We start from the raw sequence: 16,134 nt of genomic DNA, 5'->3' as shown, positions 1-16,134 counted from the left end.
GCGTCCGAATATCCCAAAGCCCCTCAAAATAAAAGGCCGAACGTCGTAGGCGACCGCGCAGTGTCGCAATTATGAAACCAAATGGTATTGCAATTTATGAAACCTTTTGGTACTACATTAGAAATAACTCAGGACAGGCACGTGCAAACCCATCAAACCATTAACCCTCAATCCACTTTCCGCGCTTTGGCAGATCCCACAAGACGGGAGATCCTTCTGCTGCTTCGGAGTAAAGACCTGTCTATCGCAGAGGTCGCTGGGAATTTTGATATGACCCGCGCAGCCGTCAAAAAACACCTTCGGGTTCTCCAAGAGGGGAACCTTATTTCAGTCACCCCGCAAGGGCGCGAACGCATCAATCACCTTGAACCGGCTGCATTGAAGGCCGTTTCTGACTGGGTCTCCTTCTTCGATGAACTTTGGGATGCCCGCCTCACCGCGCTTTCAAGCGCAATTGACAAAGAATGGAATTCTAAATGACAACCTTGGAAAAAACAGTGTTCTTCGCCGCGCCCCCTGCTGTGGTCTGGACCTATCTGACAGACGCAAAAAAACTTGGAACATGGTATCATCCGGCAGCCAGTGACCTTGAAGCGGGCAGCGACTACCAACTTTTGACAACAGCAGATGACGGCAGCAAGACACCCCTGATAACCGGCCGCGTGCTAGAAATGGATGCGCCAAACCGCCTTGTGACCACTTTTGTGATCGGCCCGTTCGAGGGGCGTGAAACAACCCTGACTTGGACTCTGAGCGAAACCGCAGGTGGAACAAGGTTGCATTTGGAGCACGCAGGCATCAAGGCAGCCGCGGGCGATGCCGCGTTACCGTTGTTTCAAGCGCTTGATAAAGGATGGGACGAGCATTTCGCCAAGATGCGTGAAATGGCAATCGCCGAGAGTTAGAGACCAATCAAACCAAATGAAGGCCGCGTATCCGGTGGGATACGCGGCCTTCATTATGTCTTAGCGGTTCACGCCAGCATGAATGCTCGGCTGGTCAAGGCAGGAAAACCCGTAGTGGCGCAGCCAGCGCAGATCACTGTCAAAGAAGGCACGCAAGTCCGGAATGCCGTATTTCAGCATCGCCAGACGGTCGATCCCCATGCCAAAGGCAAAGCCCTGCCATTGATCGGGGTCCACCCCCGCAGAGCGCAGCACATGGGGGTGCACCATGCCGGAACCGAGCACTTCCATCCAGCCGTCACCTTCGCCAATGCGCAACTGACCGTCCACCCAGGAACACTGGATGTCCACCTCGGCAGAAGGCTCTGTGAAGGGGAAATGGGACGCACGGAAGCGGGTCTTGATCCCGTCAAGATCAAAGAAAGCGGCAAAGAATTCTTCCAGAACCCATTTCAGGTTCGCCATAGAGATGTCCTTGTCGATCGCCAGACCTTCGATCTGGTGGAACATCGGCGTATGGGTCTGGTCATAGTCCGCACGGTACACACGGCCCGGCGCGATGATGCGACAGGGCACACCGTGCTTCTCCATGTGGCGAATCTGCACAGGGCTGGTGTGCGTACGCAACACATGGGGCGGACGTTCGTCGCTTTCATCGCGGTGCATATAGAACGTATCATGCTCCTGACGGGCAGGATGCTCCGGCGCGATGTTCAGCGCATCAAAGTTATACCAGTCGCTTTCGATCTGCGGCCCTTCGGCCACGGAGAACCCGAGATCGGCAAAAATCGCGGTTATTTCTTCGGTGACTTGGGAAACAGGGTGAATTGTGCCTTCGCGGCGCGGACGGCCCGACAGGGACACATCAATCCATTCAGCTTGCAACCGCTCGTTCAGGGCTGCATCTTCCAGCGCTTCTTTCTTGGCCGCCAGCGCGGAGTTGATTTCATTCTTCAGCGCGTTCAGTGCCGGACCGGCCACCTGCCGCTCTTCCGGAGTCATCTTGCCCAACTCGCGCATTTTCAGGGACACTTCGCCCTTTTTGCCTACAGCAGCCAGACGCAGTTCTTCCAGCGCGGAATCATCCGCAGCCTCTGCTATCCCGCCAAGATATTTCGCCTTAACAGCGTCCAAACCGTCCATCGACTGTATCCTTCAAACATTCGCCGCATGGCTACCATATCGCCGGTTTTTTGCAACCCGACAGGCACCATCCATTTTCTTCAAATATCCCCGCCGGAGGCCCCGAAACAGCCAGCCCTTCAGGGCTGGCGGCAAGAAAAAAGCCCCACACCAGAGGTGCAGGGCTTTTGAATTCTCAAAACCGAATGGCAGCTTAGGCCATTGCACCTTTGGCTTGATCAACAATCGCGTTAAACGCTTCAGGTTCGTGAACGGCCAGATCAGCCAGAACCTTACGGTCAACTTCGATGCCTGCCAGGGACAGACCGTTGATAAACTTCGAGTATGTCAAAGCTTCGTCATGGGCACGAACGGCAGCGTTGATGCGCTGGATCCACAATGCGCGGAAATTCCGTTTCCGGTTTTTCCGGTCGCGGGTCGCGTATTGGTTCGCCTTGTCGACAGCCTGTGTCGCGGTGCGGAACGCTGTGGAACGACGGCCGTAATAGCCTTTTGCCGCTTTGATAACTTTACGATGACGGGCGTGGGACGCTGCGCCCCCTTTTACACGTGACATGGTTCAGATCTCCTTAGCGCGCGTATGGCATGTATGATTTCACGATATTCTCGTCCGCCTTGCACAATGTGGTTGTCCCACGTGCGTTACGGATGAATTTACGCGAACGTTTGATCATGCCGTGGCGTTTGCCAGCCTGAGCAGCCAGAACGCGGCCAGAGGCCGTCACTTTGAAGCGCTTCTTGGCGCTTGATTTGGTCTTCATCTTGGGCATTTCCGTCTCCAGTCTAGAAGTTGGTCGGACACGCGACTCGGCAGCCCTCCGGCCGGACGCGCAGTAGAAGCTGGCTTTTAGGCGCGGCTGCCCCCTATTGCAAGGGCAAAGATCACCGGAATATGCAGGTTTTGCCTATTTCCACTCTGCAATCAGCCGGTACACCGCTGCGGGCAGGTCCGAAGGGTTCATCTCCCACCCCGAAAGCAGCCAGCCCCAGACCAGCAGCCCCACCCCCATCAGAAAGGCAATAATGCCAAACAGGGGTGAACGCCGCTCTACCATCGCATTGGTTATCCCAACAAGGCTGAGAATAACCAGAACCGCACCACCGACGAGTTGGTAATCATAAGGCATTTGGAACGGCTCCGCGTCGTTAGTTAGTCATCTTCGCTACCGAAGATAAGCTTCTCCTGCACCGGCGCAACCCGCAGAATATTGGTAGAGCCAGGCTGGTTGAACGGCACGCCCGCTGTCACCACGATCCTGTCGGTGTCTTTGGCAAAATTATAGTTCCGCGCCGCCCGTGCCGCACTGACCACCGCCATTTTGAAGCGCCCGACTTCGCTCGTTTCAACGCAATGCAATCCCCAGACAAGCGTCAGCTTCCGTGCGGTATTCACCAGCGGGGTAAGGGCAAGGATCGGAACTTGCGGACGTTCGCGCGCAGCCAGCATAGCTGTCGTACCGGAATGGGTGAAGCAACAGATCGCTTTAATATCGGTGGTCTCGGCCACCTCCCGCGCCGCTACGGTAATCGCCTCGGCAACGGAATTCCGCGACGCAGTGCGCGACGCTTCCAGAATCTGGCGGAAGGTCGGATCGACCTCTACTTCCTCGGCCACACTGCTCATGGTGCGGACAGCTTCCACCGGATAGGCGCCGGCAGCGGATTCTGCGGACAACATCACCGCGTCGGCCCCTTCATAGATCGCCGCCGCCACATCCGAGACTTCGGCCCGTGTCGGCAGAGGCGCCTCGATCATGCTTTCCATCATCTGTGTCGCCACAATCACCGGCTTGCCCGCCGTGCGGCAGCGGCGCACCAGACGTTTCTGGATCGGTGGCACCTGACTGACCGGAAGTTCAACCCCGAGATCACCGCGCGCGACCATGATTCCGTCGCTGACTTCTAGAATGGCATCAAAGGACTTTACTGCGGCAGGCTTTTCAATTTTGGAAATCAAAGAAGCCCTTCCGGCAGCCAGTTCCCGCGCCTCCAGAACATCTTCGGGGCGCTGCACAAAGGACAGCGCCAGCCAGTCCACACCTAACTCGCACACGAACTCCAGATCGGCACGGTCTTTTTCCGACAGCGCAGCCAGTGGCAGCACCACATCGGGCACGTTCACCCCTTTGCGGTTGGAAATCTGCCCGCCCACAACCACCTTACAGGTGGCGTGATCCGCGCCGCATTCAGTAACTTCCAGACGGATCTTGCCGTCATTCACCAACAGGGTGGAGCCAACCTCAAGCGCTTCGAAAATCTCTGTATGAGGCAGGCAGACGCGATTTGCATCCCCCGGCGTTTCATCCAGATCAAACCGGAAGGAAGCCCCCTCTTCCAGCATCTCGCCGTCATCGTTTGCAAAGACACCGCAACGCAGCTTCGGACCCTGCAAATCGGCCAGAATGCCGATGGGGCGGCCAAGGTCACGCTCGATATCGCGGATGGTCTGGTGTTTCTCGCGGATTTCCTCATGGGAGCCGTGGCTCATGTTCAGGCGGAATACGTCTGCTCCGGCCTCGAACAATGCCCGGATCATGTCATAAGTCTCTGATGCAGGGCCCAGAGTGGCCACGATTTTTACGCTTCTCATCCGTCGCATTGGTGTATCCTTTTTCTTTGCGCATCTTCTATAGCAGGTTGTCACAGGATGTCTGCCCAAAACCTCATGGCAAATCGAACCCTGTGCTCTGGTTCTTTCTCCCGCTTGCGCGTATTTCTGGCCGTATCTCGGTAACAGGCATCTGTATATGAAATATTTCCCTTTTGTAACAAGCGGCGAAAACCGCCCGGCCAATATAATCATCCTGTGCGATCACGCAGCAAATACAGTTCCCACGGAAATAGCCGGAGGAGATCTCGGGCTGCCCGCCGAAGACATGAACCGCCACATTGCCTATGATATAGGCGCAGCCGGCGTGTCCGAACATCTGGGGCGGATGCTGGATGCACCGGTAATCTGCTCCAATTTCTCCCGTCTGGTGATAGACCCGAACCGCGGCGCGGATGATCCGACCCTATTGATGCGGCTTTATGACGGCACACTGATCCCGGCAAACCGCTATGCGGATGCAGAGGAACTGGAAAAGCGTATGGCCCTATGCCACCGCCCCTATCACTCCGAAGTTGCCCGTCTGGTCCGCCAGAAGGACCGTCCGGTGCTGATCTCGGTCCACAGTTTCACGCCACAACTGCGCGGGCGCCCGCCCCGCCCGTGGGAAATTGGCGTGCTCTCCAACGATGACCGCCGCCTGTCCGAGCATCTGCTGGCAGAACTCGCCCGAGACACCAGCGTCACCACCGGTGACAATGTTCCCTATACCGGCTATCTGACGGGGGATACGATGGACCAGCACGCCTTACAAAACGGCCTGTTCCACACTCTGCTGGAACTGCGGCAGGATCTCATCGCCACGCCGGAAGGGCAGGAAAAATGGGCAAGCTACCTTGTTCCCCACCTGCAAGCCGCCATATCCCGACTGTAACAACCAAAGGACTTGTGAAATGGACGCCCAAACCAAGATCGAACTTGAAGCCGCCGCTTTCCGCCGCCTGCAACAGCACCTGATGCAGGACCGTACCGACGTGCAAAACATCGACATGATGAATCTTGCCGGTTTCTGCCGCAACTGCCTGTCCCGCTGGTATCAGGAAGCTGCAAACGAAAAGGGCATCGAGATGGACAAGGCCCAAGCCCGCGAAACCTTTTACGGCATGCCCTTTGAAGACTGGAAAGACAAGTACCAGACAGAAGCCAGCGATCAGCAGAAAGCTGCTTTCAAAGACAGCCACGGCTGAAACGGAAACGAGCGCCTGACATTCAGGCGCTCGTCCGGTCGGGGCTTCAATGTTCCCCAAATACTCAGGAGCCGGCGGTGGTGATCAGATCGCCCGCTTGCGGCTCTCGTCCACATAGATTTCCCGCAGCCGTTTGGATACAGAACCCGGCTTGCCATCCCCGATCACAGCACCGTCCACCTTGACAACCGGCATCACAAAAGTAGAGGCCGAGGAGATAAACGCCTCATCCGCATCGCGGGCCTCGTCCGGTGTAAAGTTGCGCTCTTCGATTTCCATCTGCGCTTCGGCGGCATATTTCAGAAGCGACGCGCGGGTGATCCCGTGCAGGATGTCATTGGACAGCCCCCGTGTGATGATCTTGTTGCCTTTGACGATATAGGCATTATTCGAAGATCCTTCGGTCACGAAACCGTCTTCCACCAGCCACGCATCATCAGCACCAGCCGCTTTCGCCATCATCTTGCACATGGACGGATACAACAGTTGCACCGTCTTGATATCGCGGCGGCCCCAGCGGATGTCATCGGCAAAGATCACCGAAATCCCGTTTTCCGCAGCAGGCGTATCGAGCAGCGGTTTGGACTGTGTGAACAGAACCAGCGTCGGCTTTGCGTCTTTGGGGAAAACGAAATCCCGATCCGCCGCACCGCGGGTGATTTGCAGGTAGACGCCGCCCTGTTCCACATTATTCCGCTTTACCAGTTCGCGGTGAATGTCCAGCAGGTCGTCAAAACCTTCCGGCTTGTCCATGTCCAGCTCTGACAAAGACCGCTCCAGCCGCTTCAGGTGGCCTTCAAATTCCAGAAGCTTGCCATCCAGAACGGACGTAACTTCATACACACCGTCGGCCATCAGAAAGCCACGGTCAAATACCGAGACTTTAGCCTCTTCTTCCGGCAGATATTCCCCGTTCAGGTAAACAATACGGCTCATGGTCTTTCTATCCCCATAGTGCGGCTGAAGGTGGATAGACCCCAGCCTCGTCAAATTTCAAAGGTTCCTCGCGGTCTTGCGCCAGAAGCAGGGGACCGTCAAGATCAGTTACCGCCGCGCCCTGCGCTACGATTGTCGCTGGCGCCATCGCAAGGGACGATCCGACCATACAGCCCACCATCACCTTATAGCCCGCCGCAAGGGATGCTTCGCGCAGGCGCAATGCTTCAGTCAGACCACCGGTTTTATCCAGCTTGATATTCGCCATGTCATATTTCCCAGCCAGATGGGACAGGGACGCGCTGTCATGACAGCTTTCATCCGCACAAACAGGCAGGACACGTTGCAGTTCCAGCAAAGCATCGTCTTCACCGGCGGGCAGCGGTTGTTCCACCATTTCCACACCAAGACGCACCAGAACAGGGGCAAGCGTCTTATAAAGGTCGGGCGTCCAGCCTTCGTTTGCATCCACAATAATACGGGCGTCCTTGGCACCGCGACGCACCGCTTCGATGCGGGCCACGTCTTCCTCGCCGCCGCCCAGTTTGGTTTTCAGCAACGGGCGGAACGCATTCTCTGCCGCCTGCTTCTCCATTTCTGCAGGGCTGGCAAGCGACAGGGTATAGGCGGTGATTTCCGGTTTCGGCGCGGGCAGTCCGGCCAGTTCCCAGACCCGTTTTCCGGCGGTCTTGGCCTCCAGATCCCAAAGCGCACAGTCTACTGCGTTCCGCGCAGCACCGGCTGGTAGCATGTCAAGCAGGCCTTCGCGGTCGATTTCACCGGACAGGCTGTTGATCTGGTCGGTCACAGACTCCAGCGTTTCGCCGTAGCGGGCATAGGGCACACATTCGCCCCAGCCTGTCACCCCGTCCTGCGTCACCCGCACTGTCAGCACTTTGGCCTCGGTCCGGGAGCCCCGCGCGATGGTAAACACCTGCGCGAGTTTGAAGACATCGGGGGTAACTGTAATTTGCACGGAGTCGTCCTTTCGTACCGGTTCCGAACATTGCCCGGAACCGTTTCGGATAGTGTTGCAACAGGCCCGGCACAAATGGACGGACCGTCAGAATTCGGCTTTAAACTGCGTCCAGCGCATCCACCAGACGACCGGCACCATGGCGGAAAGGATCAACCGTTGGCAAGCCCATCTCGGCTTCGACCTGTTGCAGGTAGGCATTGGCTTCGTCTTCGGACATATGCTGCGTGTTGACCGAAATGCCGACAACCTTACAGGCAGGATTGGCCACTTGCGCCAGCGGCAGGGCTGTGTCGCGCAGGGTTGACAGGCTCGGCTGTTGATATTCCGGCAGACCGCGCATGTGGGTGCGGGTCGGTTCGTGGCACAGAATCAGCGCATCAGGCTGGCCGCCATGCACCAGCGCCATGGTCACACCGGAATAGGACACATGGAACAGCGAACCCTGTCCTTCAATCAGATCCCAGTGATCGTCATCGTTGTCAGGGGTCAGATATTCCACCGAACCGGCCATGAAATCGGCAATTACAGCGTCCAGTGGTACACCGCTGCCTGTGATCAGGATGCCAGTCTGGCCGGTCGCACGGAAGGTGGCTTTCATGCCACGCTCCAGCATTTCCCGCTCCATCGCGATGCCTGTGTACATTTTGCCAACCGAACAGTCTGTCCCGACAGCCAGAACCCGCTTACCGCTGCGCTTCTTGCCGTTTGCGATCGGGTATTGCACAGACGGAATCCGCACATCGTGCAGGGTCCGGCCATTGGCCTTGGCCGCGGCTACCAGATCAGGTTCGTCCCGCAGCAGATTGTGCAGACCGCTGGCAATATCCATGCCTTTGTTCAGCGCCTCTACCAGTACTTCCTTCCATGCGGCAGAGATCACCCCGCCACGGTTCGCCACGCCGATCACCAGCGTTTTACAACCGGCGGCGACAGCCTCGTCAATGGTCATGTCCGGCATGCCCATGTCGGCTTTGCAGCCTTCCATACGATACTGGCCGAGCGACGCATCGGGACGCCAGTCCTTGATACCTTGTGCAACCTTCGCAGCAAGACCATCGGGCGCATCGCCCAGGAACAACAAATACGGCGTCTCAATCATAGCGGTTTCCTTCGAATCTATAGGGCAGTGTTTAACCGGAACTTAACCGAGGGCTGGAGGAATTACTTTGACCATTGCACCACCGACGTCGCGTCTTTTGGGATATTATTCGATTTATTTTGACTAGAGCCGAAGAATATTCGAAGTGTTCGCATTCACGCGCGGCATTGTCATGGTAGAAACAACAAAACAGAGCAATCCGGAGCGGCGTGGGGTTTCACCCGTCTCCGCGGGGCAACCAGACACGAAAAGCCGCGCCTTTTTCCGAATTTTCAACCAGTTCCAGTTTGCCGCCGTGCCCTGCCACCAGTTCTTCAGAGATGGCAAGACCCAAGCCAGTACCACCCTTGCGCACATTACCCTCAAACGGCTTGAAGATATTGTCGAGCGCCTTTTCCGGAAGGCCCGGACCAGTATCGCGCACGTGGATTTCCCAGCCGTCCGGCTGCTCCCGTCCTTCAATCTCAATCCGCCCGCCAGAGGCCGTTTCCATCGCCTGACGGGCATTGCGTACAAGGTTGCTGACCACGCGGTAGATCTGTTCTTCGTCCGCGATCACCTCCATCCCGAGAGCAGGCAGGGCGACGATCTCAACTGTCCCGTTCCCGATCGCCAGTGTCTCGGCTTCGACCACGTCTTCCAGCAGATGATCCATCGCAAAGGGACGCCGGTTCGGCGCAACTTCCTGCGCCTTGCCATAGGTCAGCGTGCTTTCACAGAGGTTCACCGCGCGGGAAAGACTGTTCAGCAGCTTCGGCGCGATCTTCTGAACTCCGGGATCCTGGCTGTTCTCCATCCGGTCAGCCAGAAGCTGTGTCGTCGTCAGGATATTCCGCAGGTCATGGCTGATTTTGGAAACCGCGCCGCCCAGCGCGGCGAGCCTTTCTTTCTGGCGCAGCGACTGGCTGAGCTGGATTTCCATCCCCTGCAGCGCTGTTTCCGCTTCAAAAAGTTCGGCTACGGTCGCTTTGGGTTGGATAATGCGGCGGCTGTCTTCGGGCGCATCCCCATAATTCTTGATCTGTCGCACCAGACGCTCCATCGGACGCACCATAAAGCGGCGCACTGCAAGAAACAAAAGCCCGGCAGTCACAATTGAAATCACCGCTGAAAGCAGCAATATCCGGCGTCCGTAATCCCATAGCGCGGCCCGCAACGGGGCTTCATCCATCGCTGCTTCGATCAAAAGGCCAGCGCCTTTCACTGGCGCCCCCATCACGCGGATGACACGCTCTTCCGGCTCCAGCATGGTGGCAAAAGCATCGCGGATCAGGGTCAGTGCAGTGGCGTCCCGCAGATCATAGGTCTCGTCCACCATCGCCGTCATGGGCGAACTAAGGATCAGTTCGCGCATCTGGTTACGGCGTAGAACAATGTTTAATACGCCAGCATTTTCCAGCAATTCCGCTTCCAGTTCCGGCTCCACCATATCATTGGCCGTTGCCAGCAAGGACAATGATGCGATCTGGGAGCGTTCAAGACGCTCTTGCAAGTAGTCCACACGAAATCGCGCAACAGAGGGTACAAAGATCAGCACTTCGGCCAGCATGACGAATATAATCGTCAGCAGAAGAAATCGTCCGGAGAGTGATCTTAGGAACATCCTGACCCCTGAACATGTATCTGGAAAACAGACCCGCCGTATAAGATACGCACGTCGCCTTTTACCAGATCAAAAACGCTGTACAAAGCGGACAAAGCGTTTCACCCAGATATTGTCAAAGAGTCGCGGGGTGAAATAGGCACCAGCCGCCCTTTTGTTCACTTCTCCCAGTGTCGGATAGGGGGAAACCATCGCGGCCACGGCCCCCATCTTCAGCTTGTTTGCAATGGCAAGCGCCCATATCTGGATCAGCTCACCGGCTTGCGCACCGGCAATAGAAGCGCCGACGGGGCGCCCCTTTACAACCATAACCTTCACCAGCCCGCGTGTTTTCAGCTCGGCCCTTGCACGATCGTTCTCGGCGAAATCGAACCGGACCACCTCAAGCTTGTCACCATGTTCCTTGCGCGCCTGTGCCTCTGTCAGGCCGACCTGTGCCAGCTCCGGATCGGTATAGGTAGCCCAGGGGATGTGGCCGGTTTTGGCTTTGGATGGCAGACCGAACAGCGCCGAGCGGATGATTACACCGGCGTGGTAATTGGCAACATGGGTAAACTGCAGCCCTCCTGCGACATCGCCGATCGCATAAATGCGTTTGTTCGTTGTCTTCAGACTTTCATCTACCTTTACCCCACCCTTGGCAGGCTCCACACCCGCCGCTTCCAGATTAAGCCGGTCCACGTTGGGTTTCCGCCCTACTGCCATCAAAAGATGCGAACCTGTAAACTGTTTCCCATCGCCGGTTTGGACGGTAATTGTCCCATCTGCACTGCTGATCTTCTCGGCTTGGGCACCTTCGATCACCTCAACCCCTTCAGCGCGAATATTCTCCAGTACAATCGCGGCCATCTCCGGGTCATCCTTGCCCAGCGCCTTGTCGCCCTCGATCACAGTCACCGCACAGCCAAGCCGCCGGTGCGCCTGCGCCAGTTCCATTCCGATCGGGCCACCGCCGATAATGATCAGATGCTCTGGTTTATCCCGTAGATCAAAAATGGTTTCATTGGAGAAATAAGGCACATCCTCCAATCCCGGAATCGGTGGAACCAACGGCGACGAACCGGTCGCAATGACAAAGCGGCGCGCTTTGATGAGCGTATCACCAGCCCGCAGCTCTGTCTCTGAAACAAAACTCCCGTACTCTTTGATAACAGTCACGCCCAATCGCTCGAACCGCTCCACACTGTCATGTGGTTCTATCCCTGCGATCACACGGTGTACGTGATCCTTGGCCGCAGCAAAATCGACCTTTGCTTCGGCCACACCCACACCAAACGGGGCACCGGTGTTAAAAGCATGCGCATGTTTGCCAGCGGCAATCAGCGCTTTGGAGGGTACGCAGCCATAATTCAGACAGTCACCGCCCATCTTGTGCCCTTCAACCAGCACAACATCCGCGCCCATTTGCACAGCACCTGCCGCCACGGACAATCCGCCGGAACCACCGCCAATGACGCATAGATCGACTTCTATTCGTGTCTCTTTTGTTCCAACGGGTGCCATCACGCTACATCCTTCTTCTTAACAAATCGTTTCAGCACAATCGGCAAGGCCGCCAGTGCGCAAAGCCCCAGAATCGGCCCGAGAATATGCGGCTCAAAGACAATCCCCAGATCAGGCGAGTCGCCCCTTGCGAATACAGCACCTAGGCCGGAACCGACGGAAGTATAGACAACGGATCCCGGCATGATCCCGAAAAACGTTGTTACAATAAAGTTTCGCAGTCCCACCCCAAGAAACGCCGGCGCAAGATTCGCAAGAAAGAACGGGATGACCGGCACCAGCCTCATCAACAGCAGATAACTGACTTCGTTCTCACGTAATCCTGCTTCCATGCGGTTGATCAGCCCGGGGCGATCCTGCAACCGCGCATGCAGCGCATCACCCAGCCCTGTTTTAGCTGCCAGAAAAATTGCCGTCGCCCCGAGTGTGGCACCGATCACACAAAACAATGCACCCGGGAATATACCAAAAAGAAACCCGCCCGTCAGCGTCATCACTGCCGCCCCCGGGAGGGAGAAAGCCACCACGGCCACGTAAACCGCAATAAAACCGAGCGCCGCGAGCAGATAGTTCGCATCGCGCCACGCCAGCAAAGTCTCGCGGTGGTCCCGCAACGCATCAAAACTGAGCACATCGCGCAGGGTAAAGAACCCCACCAGTGCCACCAGCGCGATTCCGACAAGTGGCCAAATCCGCCCTGTGGTAACAGTTCTTTCACTCATTTCCTGTAAACTTTCCGACTTGAGACACACGGGCAGATTTGCCCTTTGCATCCTATCTGCTGTACTGCGTCGTCCAAAGATACCCCGCTCACAGGTCGTTGATCACTCGTTAACAAATGTTTCAGTTTTCTGGACCTTCGCGTGGCAATGCTGTAAATTGTTACCTGTGGCACACGTCGACGAAAGCACGCCGGACAAGCGCTACCGAATACTGCGAAGAAAATAATGCAGATTTTTTCTGCTCTTGCGAATTGACTTACCAATCCCCACGCCCTAGAAGCCAACTCTCGAATAGACTGGCCCTCGAATCTCTATGGATTTGGGCTACCCGATCAGGAGAACCGAAATGAAACGCACATACCAGCCGAGCAATCTCGTTCGCAAACGGCGCCACGGCTTCCGCTCGCGCATGGCCACAAAAGCAGGCCGCAAAATCCTGAACCGTCGTCGGGCACAGGGCCGCAAAGACCTGTCCGCATAAGACAGCCGGTTCTTAAGTTTTGACACCGCCGGAGGCGCCACAGGGCAACCGCAAGGATGCCGGTGAAACGCTACCGGCGGTTTCCGTTTGCGCGGATTCCCGATCTGTGTCGGTGATGAAGACGCGCAAACAGTATCTGGCCTGCAATAACAAGCGGCGACAGGGCACTCCTGCCTTCCTGTTGCAAGCGCGCAATCGCAACGATGGCGACTCCACGATTAATGTCGGGTTCACCTGCTCCAAAAAAGTGGGCAACGCCGTCGCGCGCAACCGTGCCAAACGCCGCCTGAGAGAGGTCGCGCGTCTGATTCTACCCGAACACGGACTTGCCGGATGGGACTATGTGCTGATCGGGCGCAAGGACGTCACCGCCACGCGGGAATTCAGCAAGCTGCTGGCGGACCTCAAATACGCCCTGAACAAGGTTGCTCCCTGAGCCGCTCTTTTTGGTTGAAATATCCAATCCGGCGACCGCCACATGCCACAGCATCTCTGGCGGGATGGTCCGCCGCGTGCTACGCCTCCCCCATGACACCCTTTGCCCGAATACTGTCCCTGCCAGTGCACGCCTACCGCAAGACGTTTTCCTCTTACGTCGGGTTCAGCTGCCGCTACCAGCCGACCTGTTCTGCCTATGCACTGGAAGCACTGGAAAAACACGGTGGCCTCAAAGGCAGCTGGCTTGCATTGCGACGCATCGGGCGGTGTCATCCGCTGGGCGGCTCCGGCATCGACAATGTGCCGGATTGAACGTTTCCCGCACGACCCGCTAAAAAGTCTTTTGCAATAACGTCAGGCTTTGCTATGCCACGAGTAAGGGCGATGGCGTCGTCCCACACGCGACAGCGTGCTTCTCAAACCTGTTCTGAACGCCGGAACAAGTTGCAGGAGCAAAATAGCGGCTCCTGTCAAAGGAGACTCAGATGAACCAGCACACCACCCCGACCCGTCCGGAATTTTTCACCTTCGCCAATGGCGAAAAGGCCCCGTTGCCCTTCGCGCAATCCGAATACGATGCCCGCCTTGCAGGGCTACGCCGTATCATGGCTGAAATGGAACTAGATGCGGTTATCCTTACGTCAATGCACGGAATAGCCTATTACTCCGGCTTCCTTTATTGCGCATTCGGCCGGCCCTACGCCTGTGTTGTGACGCAAAACTCTGCCACAACCGTTTCTGCCAATATCGACGGCGGGCAGCCCGCCCGCCGTTCGGCCTGTGACAACCTTGTCTATACAGACTGGAAACGGGACAATTACTGGCGCGCGGTGAAATCTTGTGCGCAGGGTGCAAAACGTATCGGCATTGAAGGCGATCACCTGACTCTGGCGCAGACAGACAAGCTGCGGTCCTTCTTCGAGGTAGATCACATGGCGGATATCGCGCCCGCATCCATGGCACAGCGGATGATCAAATCGCCCGCCGAAATTGCCCTGATTCGCGAAGGCGCTCGCGTTGCAGACCATGGCGGCTTTGCGATCCGCGATGCCATCAAGCTCGGTGCGTCCGAAATTGAAATCGCGATGGCAGGCCGGGACGCTATGGAACTGGAAATCGCGCGGTCCTTTCCGGATTCCGAAATCCGCGACACATGGGTGTGGTTCCAGTCCGGTCTGAACACGGACGGCGCCCATAACCCTGTGACCACGCGGCAGTTACAAAAAGGCGATATCCTGTCCCTGAACACCTTTCCGATGATCAGCGCCTATTACACCGCGCTGGAACGCACCCTGTTCATCGGAGAGCCGGATGACGCATCCCTGAAACTGTGGCAGGCCAATGTGGACGCCCATGAACTGGGCCTGTCCCTGATCAAGCCCGGTGCGACCTGTTCAGGCATCTGCGCCGAGATCAACGAACTCTTTGCGTCGCGCGATTTATTGCAATACCGCTCTTTCGGGTATGGCCATTCCTTTGGCGTGCTGTCCCATTATTATGGGCGCGAAGCCGGACTGGAACTTCGCGAGGATATCGACACCGTGCTGACTGAAGGCATGGTTGTGTCGATGGAACCGATGCTGACCATTCCCGAAGGCACTCCGGGGGCCGGTGGCTACCGTGAACACGATATTCTTGTGGTCGGGGCGGATGGCTCGGAAAACATTACGAAATTCCCTTACGGACCAGAGCACAACATCATCGCTGCCTAAACGCGTTTCCCACCCCTGACAGCGGCCTAGTCTTTCAGCTTGGGCCGCTGTTTTATTTTTGCTGCGATCATTTCAAAGATCATGAATAGCATTATAAGTGCCGGCAGGATCGACACTCCGGAAAACCCTTTGGCATCCGGTCCGAAATCCTTCTGGATTTCCTTCACCAGCGTGCCGAGCCCTTGGGGCGCCTTTCGCAGTTCCTTGAACCGGCGCGCCGAGGTATCAACAAGTATCTTGAGGTTCTTTTCAGGATCTTTCCCCGCCAGTTTCGCGGCCTTCTCCAGATTGACCGCCAGCTTCAGAAGCTGGCCCATCACGCCGTCCATCCAGTCCACATAGGCCTGACTCTGCGGGTTCAGCTTGCCATAAACCGCAGAGCCCTGAAGTTGCGTCAGGGCGGAGTATTTCCCCATAAAGGCCGTAACTTTCTTTCGGGCCGACAGGATCTTTGCCTTGTCGAGTTTTTCCAGCTTAACGTCAAAAGCCGCTGGCGACACTTCTTTCGCCAGATTCCGAAGCGCCTTGTCAGCCTCCATCACTGCTTTGCGCACTTTCATATCAACTGCTGAAACATCACCCATGATCCGGTCTCCTGTTCTGGAACCAGCATATGGTCAATTCCCGCTCAGCGCGGTGATTTTTGACACGGTTTTAGAAAAGACGGAGAAGCGGGCTCGGACAAATGCCCGAACCCCCAAGCGAAAACCGGATCCGACAGGATGCCCCCTACAACGTTGACACCCCGATTACCGGATACTGGTGGCGCGGCCTGATCAAAGACCTGTGGCCGCAGACCCTTCGCATTCAACTTCCCA

General features: G+C 56.7%; 20 protein-coding genes. 8 read left to right on the top strand and 12 right to left on the bottom strand.

Going from position 1 to position 16,134, the window contains the following annotated elements; genetic code table 11:
- The first annotated feature begins 96 nt into the window (after window positions 1-96).
- Both C0U40_RS02885 and C0U40_RS02880 read left to right on the top strand, forming a co-directional pair.
- On the top strand, window positions 97-480 hold the full coding sequence (locus tag C0U40_RS02885) for an ArsR/SmtB family transcription factor (protein WP_101654789.1): 384 nt from the start codon (window positions 97-99) through the stop codon (window positions 478-480).
- Window positions 477-905, top strand: a complete 429-nt coding sequence (locus tag C0U40_RS02880; RefSeq protein ID WP_101654232.1) for an SRPBCC family protein — start codon at window positions 477-479, stop codon at window positions 903-905. The genes C0U40_RS02885 and C0U40_RS02880 overlap by 4 nt, the downstream gene beginning before the upstream one ends.
- A 60-nt stretch (window positions 906-965) precedes the next feature.
- On the opposite strand, the gene pheS is transcribed toward C0U40_RS02880, so the two are convergent.
- The 5 genes from pheS to pyk all read right to left on the bottom strand — a co-directional run bounded on the left by pheS (window position 966) and on the right by pyk (window position 4,647).
- Window positions 966-2,039: a phenylalanine--tRNA ligase subunit alpha gene (pheS, locus tag C0U40_RS02875; protein ID WP_101654788.1), complete on the bottom strand. Its 1,074-nt coding sequence runs from the start codon at window positions 2,037-2,039 to the stop codon at window positions 966-968.
- A 202-nt stretch (window positions 2,040-2,241) separates the two neighbouring features.
- Entirely contained in the window at window positions 2,242-2,604 is a 363-nt protein-coding gene (rplT, locus tag C0U40_RS02870) for a 50S ribosomal protein L20 (RefSeq protein WP_069298745.1), read from the bottom strand.
- A gap of 13 nt (window positions 2,605-2,617) precedes the next feature.
- The gene (gene rpmI / locus C0U40_RS02865) at window positions 2,618-2,818 is read right to left on the bottom strand and encodes a 50S ribosomal protein L35 (protein WP_101654231.1); all 201 of its coding nucleotides are present in this window, start codon (window positions 2,816-2,818) and stop codon (window positions 2,618-2,620) included.
- Window positions 2,819-2,953: 135 nt separating this feature from the next.
- Entirely contained in the window at window positions 2,954-3,175 is a 222-nt protein-coding gene (locus tag C0U40_RS02860; protein WP_101654230.1) for a hypothetical protein, read from the bottom strand.
- A gap of 23 nt (window positions 3,176-3,198) precedes the next feature.
- Complete coding sequence (gene pyk / locus C0U40_RS02855) at window positions 3,199-4,647, bottom strand: pyruvate kinase (protein WP_101654229.1); 1,449 nt, start codon at window positions 4,645-4,647, stop codon at window positions 3,199-3,201.
- 148 nt (window positions 4,648-4,795) lie between these two features.
- On the opposite strand from pyk, the gene C0U40_RS02850 reads away from it, so the two are divergent.
- Together C0U40_RS02850 and C0U40_RS02845 are read left to right on the top strand one after the other, a co-directional pair.
- On the top strand, window positions 4,796-5,530 hold the full coding sequence (locus C0U40_RS02850) for an N-formylglutamate amidohydrolase (RefSeq protein WP_101654228.1): 735 nt from the start codon (window positions 4,796-4,798) through the stop codon (window positions 5,528-5,530).
- A 19-nt stretch (window positions 5,531-5,549) separates the two neighbouring features.
- The gene (locus C0U40_RS02845) at window positions 5,550-5,843 is read left to right on the top strand and encodes a DUF1244 domain-containing protein (protein ID WP_101654227.1); all 294 of its coding nucleotides are present in this window, start codon (window positions 5,550-5,552) and stop codon (window positions 5,841-5,843) included.
- Between the two features lie 84 nt (window positions 5,844-5,927).
- Here the strand turns inward: C0U40_RS02845 and C0U40_RS02840 are convergent, their stop codons facing one another.
- From C0U40_RS02840 to C0U40_RS02815, 6 genes are all read right to left on the bottom strand, one after another.
- The gene (locus C0U40_RS02840; protein WP_101654226.1) at window positions 5,928-6,779 is read right to left on the bottom strand and encodes a D-amino-acid transaminase; all 852 of its coding nucleotides are present in this window, start codon (window positions 6,777-6,779) and stop codon (window positions 5,928-5,930) included.
- A 7-nt stretch (window positions 6,780-6,786) separates the two neighbouring features.
- Window positions 6,787-7,755 (bottom strand): N-acetyl-D-Glu racemase DgcA, encoded by a 969-nt coding sequence (gene dgcA / locus C0U40_RS02835; RefSeq protein ID WP_101654225.1) that lies wholly within the window; start codon window positions 7,753-7,755, stop codon window positions 6,787-6,789.
- A gap of 100 nt (window positions 7,756-7,855) precedes the next feature.
- Window positions 7,856-8,857 (bottom strand): N-acetyltransferase DgcN, encoded by a 1,002-nt coding sequence (gene dgcN / locus C0U40_RS02830; RefSeq protein ID WP_101654224.1) that lies wholly within the window; start codon window positions 8,855-8,857, stop codon window positions 7,856-7,858.
- 217 nt (window positions 8,858-9,074) lie between these two features.
- Window positions 9,075-10,460: a sensor histidine kinase gene (locus C0U40_RS02825; protein ID WP_101654223.1), complete on the bottom strand. Its 1,386-nt coding sequence runs from the start codon at window positions 10,458-10,460 to the stop codon at window positions 9,075-9,077.
- A gap of 69 nt (window positions 10,461-10,529) precedes the next feature.
- Window positions 10,530-11,963 (bottom strand): dihydrolipoyl dehydrogenase family protein, encoded by a 1,434-nt coding sequence (locus tag C0U40_RS02820; protein WP_101654222.1) that lies wholly within the window; start codon window positions 11,961-11,963, stop codon window positions 10,530-10,532.
- Complete coding sequence (locus C0U40_RS02815; protein ID WP_101654221.1) at window positions 11,963-12,685, bottom strand: TVP38/TMEM64 family protein; 723 nt, start codon at window positions 12,683-12,685, stop codon at window positions 11,963-11,965. The genes C0U40_RS02820 and C0U40_RS02815 overlap by 1 nt, the downstream gene beginning before the upstream one ends.
- Window positions 12,686-13,031: 346 nt before the next feature.
- Between C0U40_RS02815 and rpmH the strand changes: the two genes are divergently transcribed.
- The 4 genes from rpmH (at window position 13,032) to C0U40_RS02795 (ending at window position 15,316) form a co-directional block, all read left to right on the top strand.
- A complete protein-coding gene (gene rpmH, locus C0U40_RS02810; RefSeq protein ID WP_069298733.1) occupies window positions 13,032-13,166 on the top strand; it encodes a 50S ribosomal protein L34 in 135 nt (44 codons plus the stop codon).
- Between the two features lie 19 nt (window positions 13,167-13,185).
- Complete coding sequence (gene rnpA / locus C0U40_RS02805; RefSeq protein ID WP_101654220.1) at window positions 13,186-13,602, top strand: ribonuclease P protein component; 417 nt, start codon at window positions 13,186-13,188, stop codon at window positions 13,600-13,602.
- 92 nt (window positions 13,603-13,694) lie between these two features.
- Window positions 13,695-13,916 (top strand): membrane protein insertion efficiency factor YidD, encoded by a 222-nt coding sequence (yidD, locus tag C0U40_RS02800; protein ID WP_101654219.1) that lies wholly within the window; start codon window positions 13,695-13,697, stop codon window positions 13,914-13,916.
- Between the two features lie 173 nt (window positions 13,917-14,089).
- Window positions 14,090-15,316 carry an aminopeptidase P family protein gene (locus tag C0U40_RS02795; RefSeq protein WP_101654218.1) on the top strand — a complete coding sequence of 409 codons (1,227 nt, stop codon included), beginning with the start codon at window positions 14,090-14,092 and terminating at the stop codon, window positions 15,314-15,316.
- Between the two features lie 26 nt (window positions 15,317-15,342).
- On the opposite strand, the gene C0U40_RS02790 is transcribed toward C0U40_RS02795, so the two are convergent.
- Window positions 15,343-15,900 carry a hypothetical protein gene (locus tag C0U40_RS02790; protein WP_101654217.1) on the bottom strand — a complete coding sequence of 186 codons (558 nt, stop codon included), beginning with the start codon at window positions 15,898-15,900 and terminating at the stop codon, window positions 15,343-15,345.
- Window positions 15,901-16,134 lie beyond the last annotated feature (234 nt).

Origin of the sequence: Neptunicoccus cionae (assembly GCF_002860325.1) — a bacterium.
GTDB classification, from domain to species: domain Bacteria; phylum Pseudomonadota; class Alphaproteobacteria; order Rhodobacterales; family Rhodobacteraceae; genus Amylibacter; species Amylibacter lutimaris.
This window is presented reverse-complemented; position numbering and strand designations above follow the sequence as displayed.

Bases quoted from the DNA above. Each gene is read 5' to 3' on its own strand.
- C0U40_RS02885 (WP_101654789.1), top strand. From the start codon at position 97: ATGAAACCTTTTGGTACTACATTAGAAATAACTCAGGACAGGCACGTG.
- C0U40_RS02880 (WP_101654232.1), top strand. From the start codon at position 477: ATGACAACCTTGGAAAAAACAGTGTTCTTCGCCGCGCCCCCTGCTGTG.
- rplT (WP_069298745.1), bottom strand. From the start codon at position 2,604: ATGTCACGTGTAAAAGGGGGCGCAGCGTCCCACGCCCGTCATCGTAAA.
- rpmI (WP_101654231.1), bottom strand. From the start codon at position 2,818: ATGCCCAAGATGAAGACCAAATCAAGCGCCAAGAAGCGCTTCAAAGTG.
- C0U40_RS02860 (WP_101654230.1), bottom strand. From the start codon at position 3,175: ATGCCTTATGATTACCAACTCGTCGGTGGTGCGGTTCTGGTTATTCTC.
- pyk (WP_101654229.1), bottom strand. From the start codon at position 4,647: ATGCGACGGATGAGAAGCGTAAAAATCGTGGCCACTCTGGGCCCTGCA.
- C0U40_RS02850 (WP_101654228.1), top strand. From the start codon at position 4,796: ATGAAATATTTCCCTTTTGTAACAAGCGGCGAAAACCGCCCGGCCAAT.
- C0U40_RS02845 (WP_101654227.1), top strand. From the start codon at position 5,550: ATGGACGCCCAAACCAAGATCGAACTTGAAGCCGCCGCTTTCCGCCGC.
- C0U40_RS02840 (WP_101654226.1), bottom strand. From the start codon at position 6,779: ATGAGCCGTATTGTTTACCTGAACGGGGAATATCTGCCGGAAGAAGAG.
- dgcN (WP_101654224.1), bottom strand. From the start codon at position 8,857: ATGATTGAGACGCCGTATTTGTTGTTCCTGGGCGATGCGCCCGATGGT.
- C0U40_RS02825 (WP_101654223.1), bottom strand. From the start codon at position 10,460: ATGTTCCTAAGATCACTCTCCGGACGATTTCTTCTGCTGACGATTATA.
- C0U40_RS02820 (WP_101654222.1), bottom strand. From the start codon at position 11,963: ATGGCACCCGTTGGAACAAAAGAGACACGAATAGAAGTCGATCTATGC.
- C0U40_RS02815 (WP_101654221.1), bottom strand. From the start codon at position 12,685: ATGAGTGAAAGAACTGTTACCACAGGGCGGATTTGGCCACTTGTCGGA.
- rpmH (WP_069298733.1), top strand. From the start codon at position 13,032: ATGAAACGCACATACCAGCCGAGCAATCTCGTTCGCAAACGGCGCCAC.
- yidD (WP_101654219.1), top strand. From the start codon at position 13,695: ATGACACCCTTTGCCCGAATACTGTCCCTGCCAGTGCACGCCTACCGC.
- C0U40_RS02795 (WP_101654218.1), top strand. From the start codon at position 14,090: ATGAACCAGCACACCACCCCGACCCGTCCGGAATTTTTCACCTTCGCC.
- C0U40_RS02790 (WP_101654217.1), bottom strand. From the start codon at position 15,900: ATGGGTGATGTTTCAGCAGTTGATATGAAAGTGCGCAAAGCAGTGATG.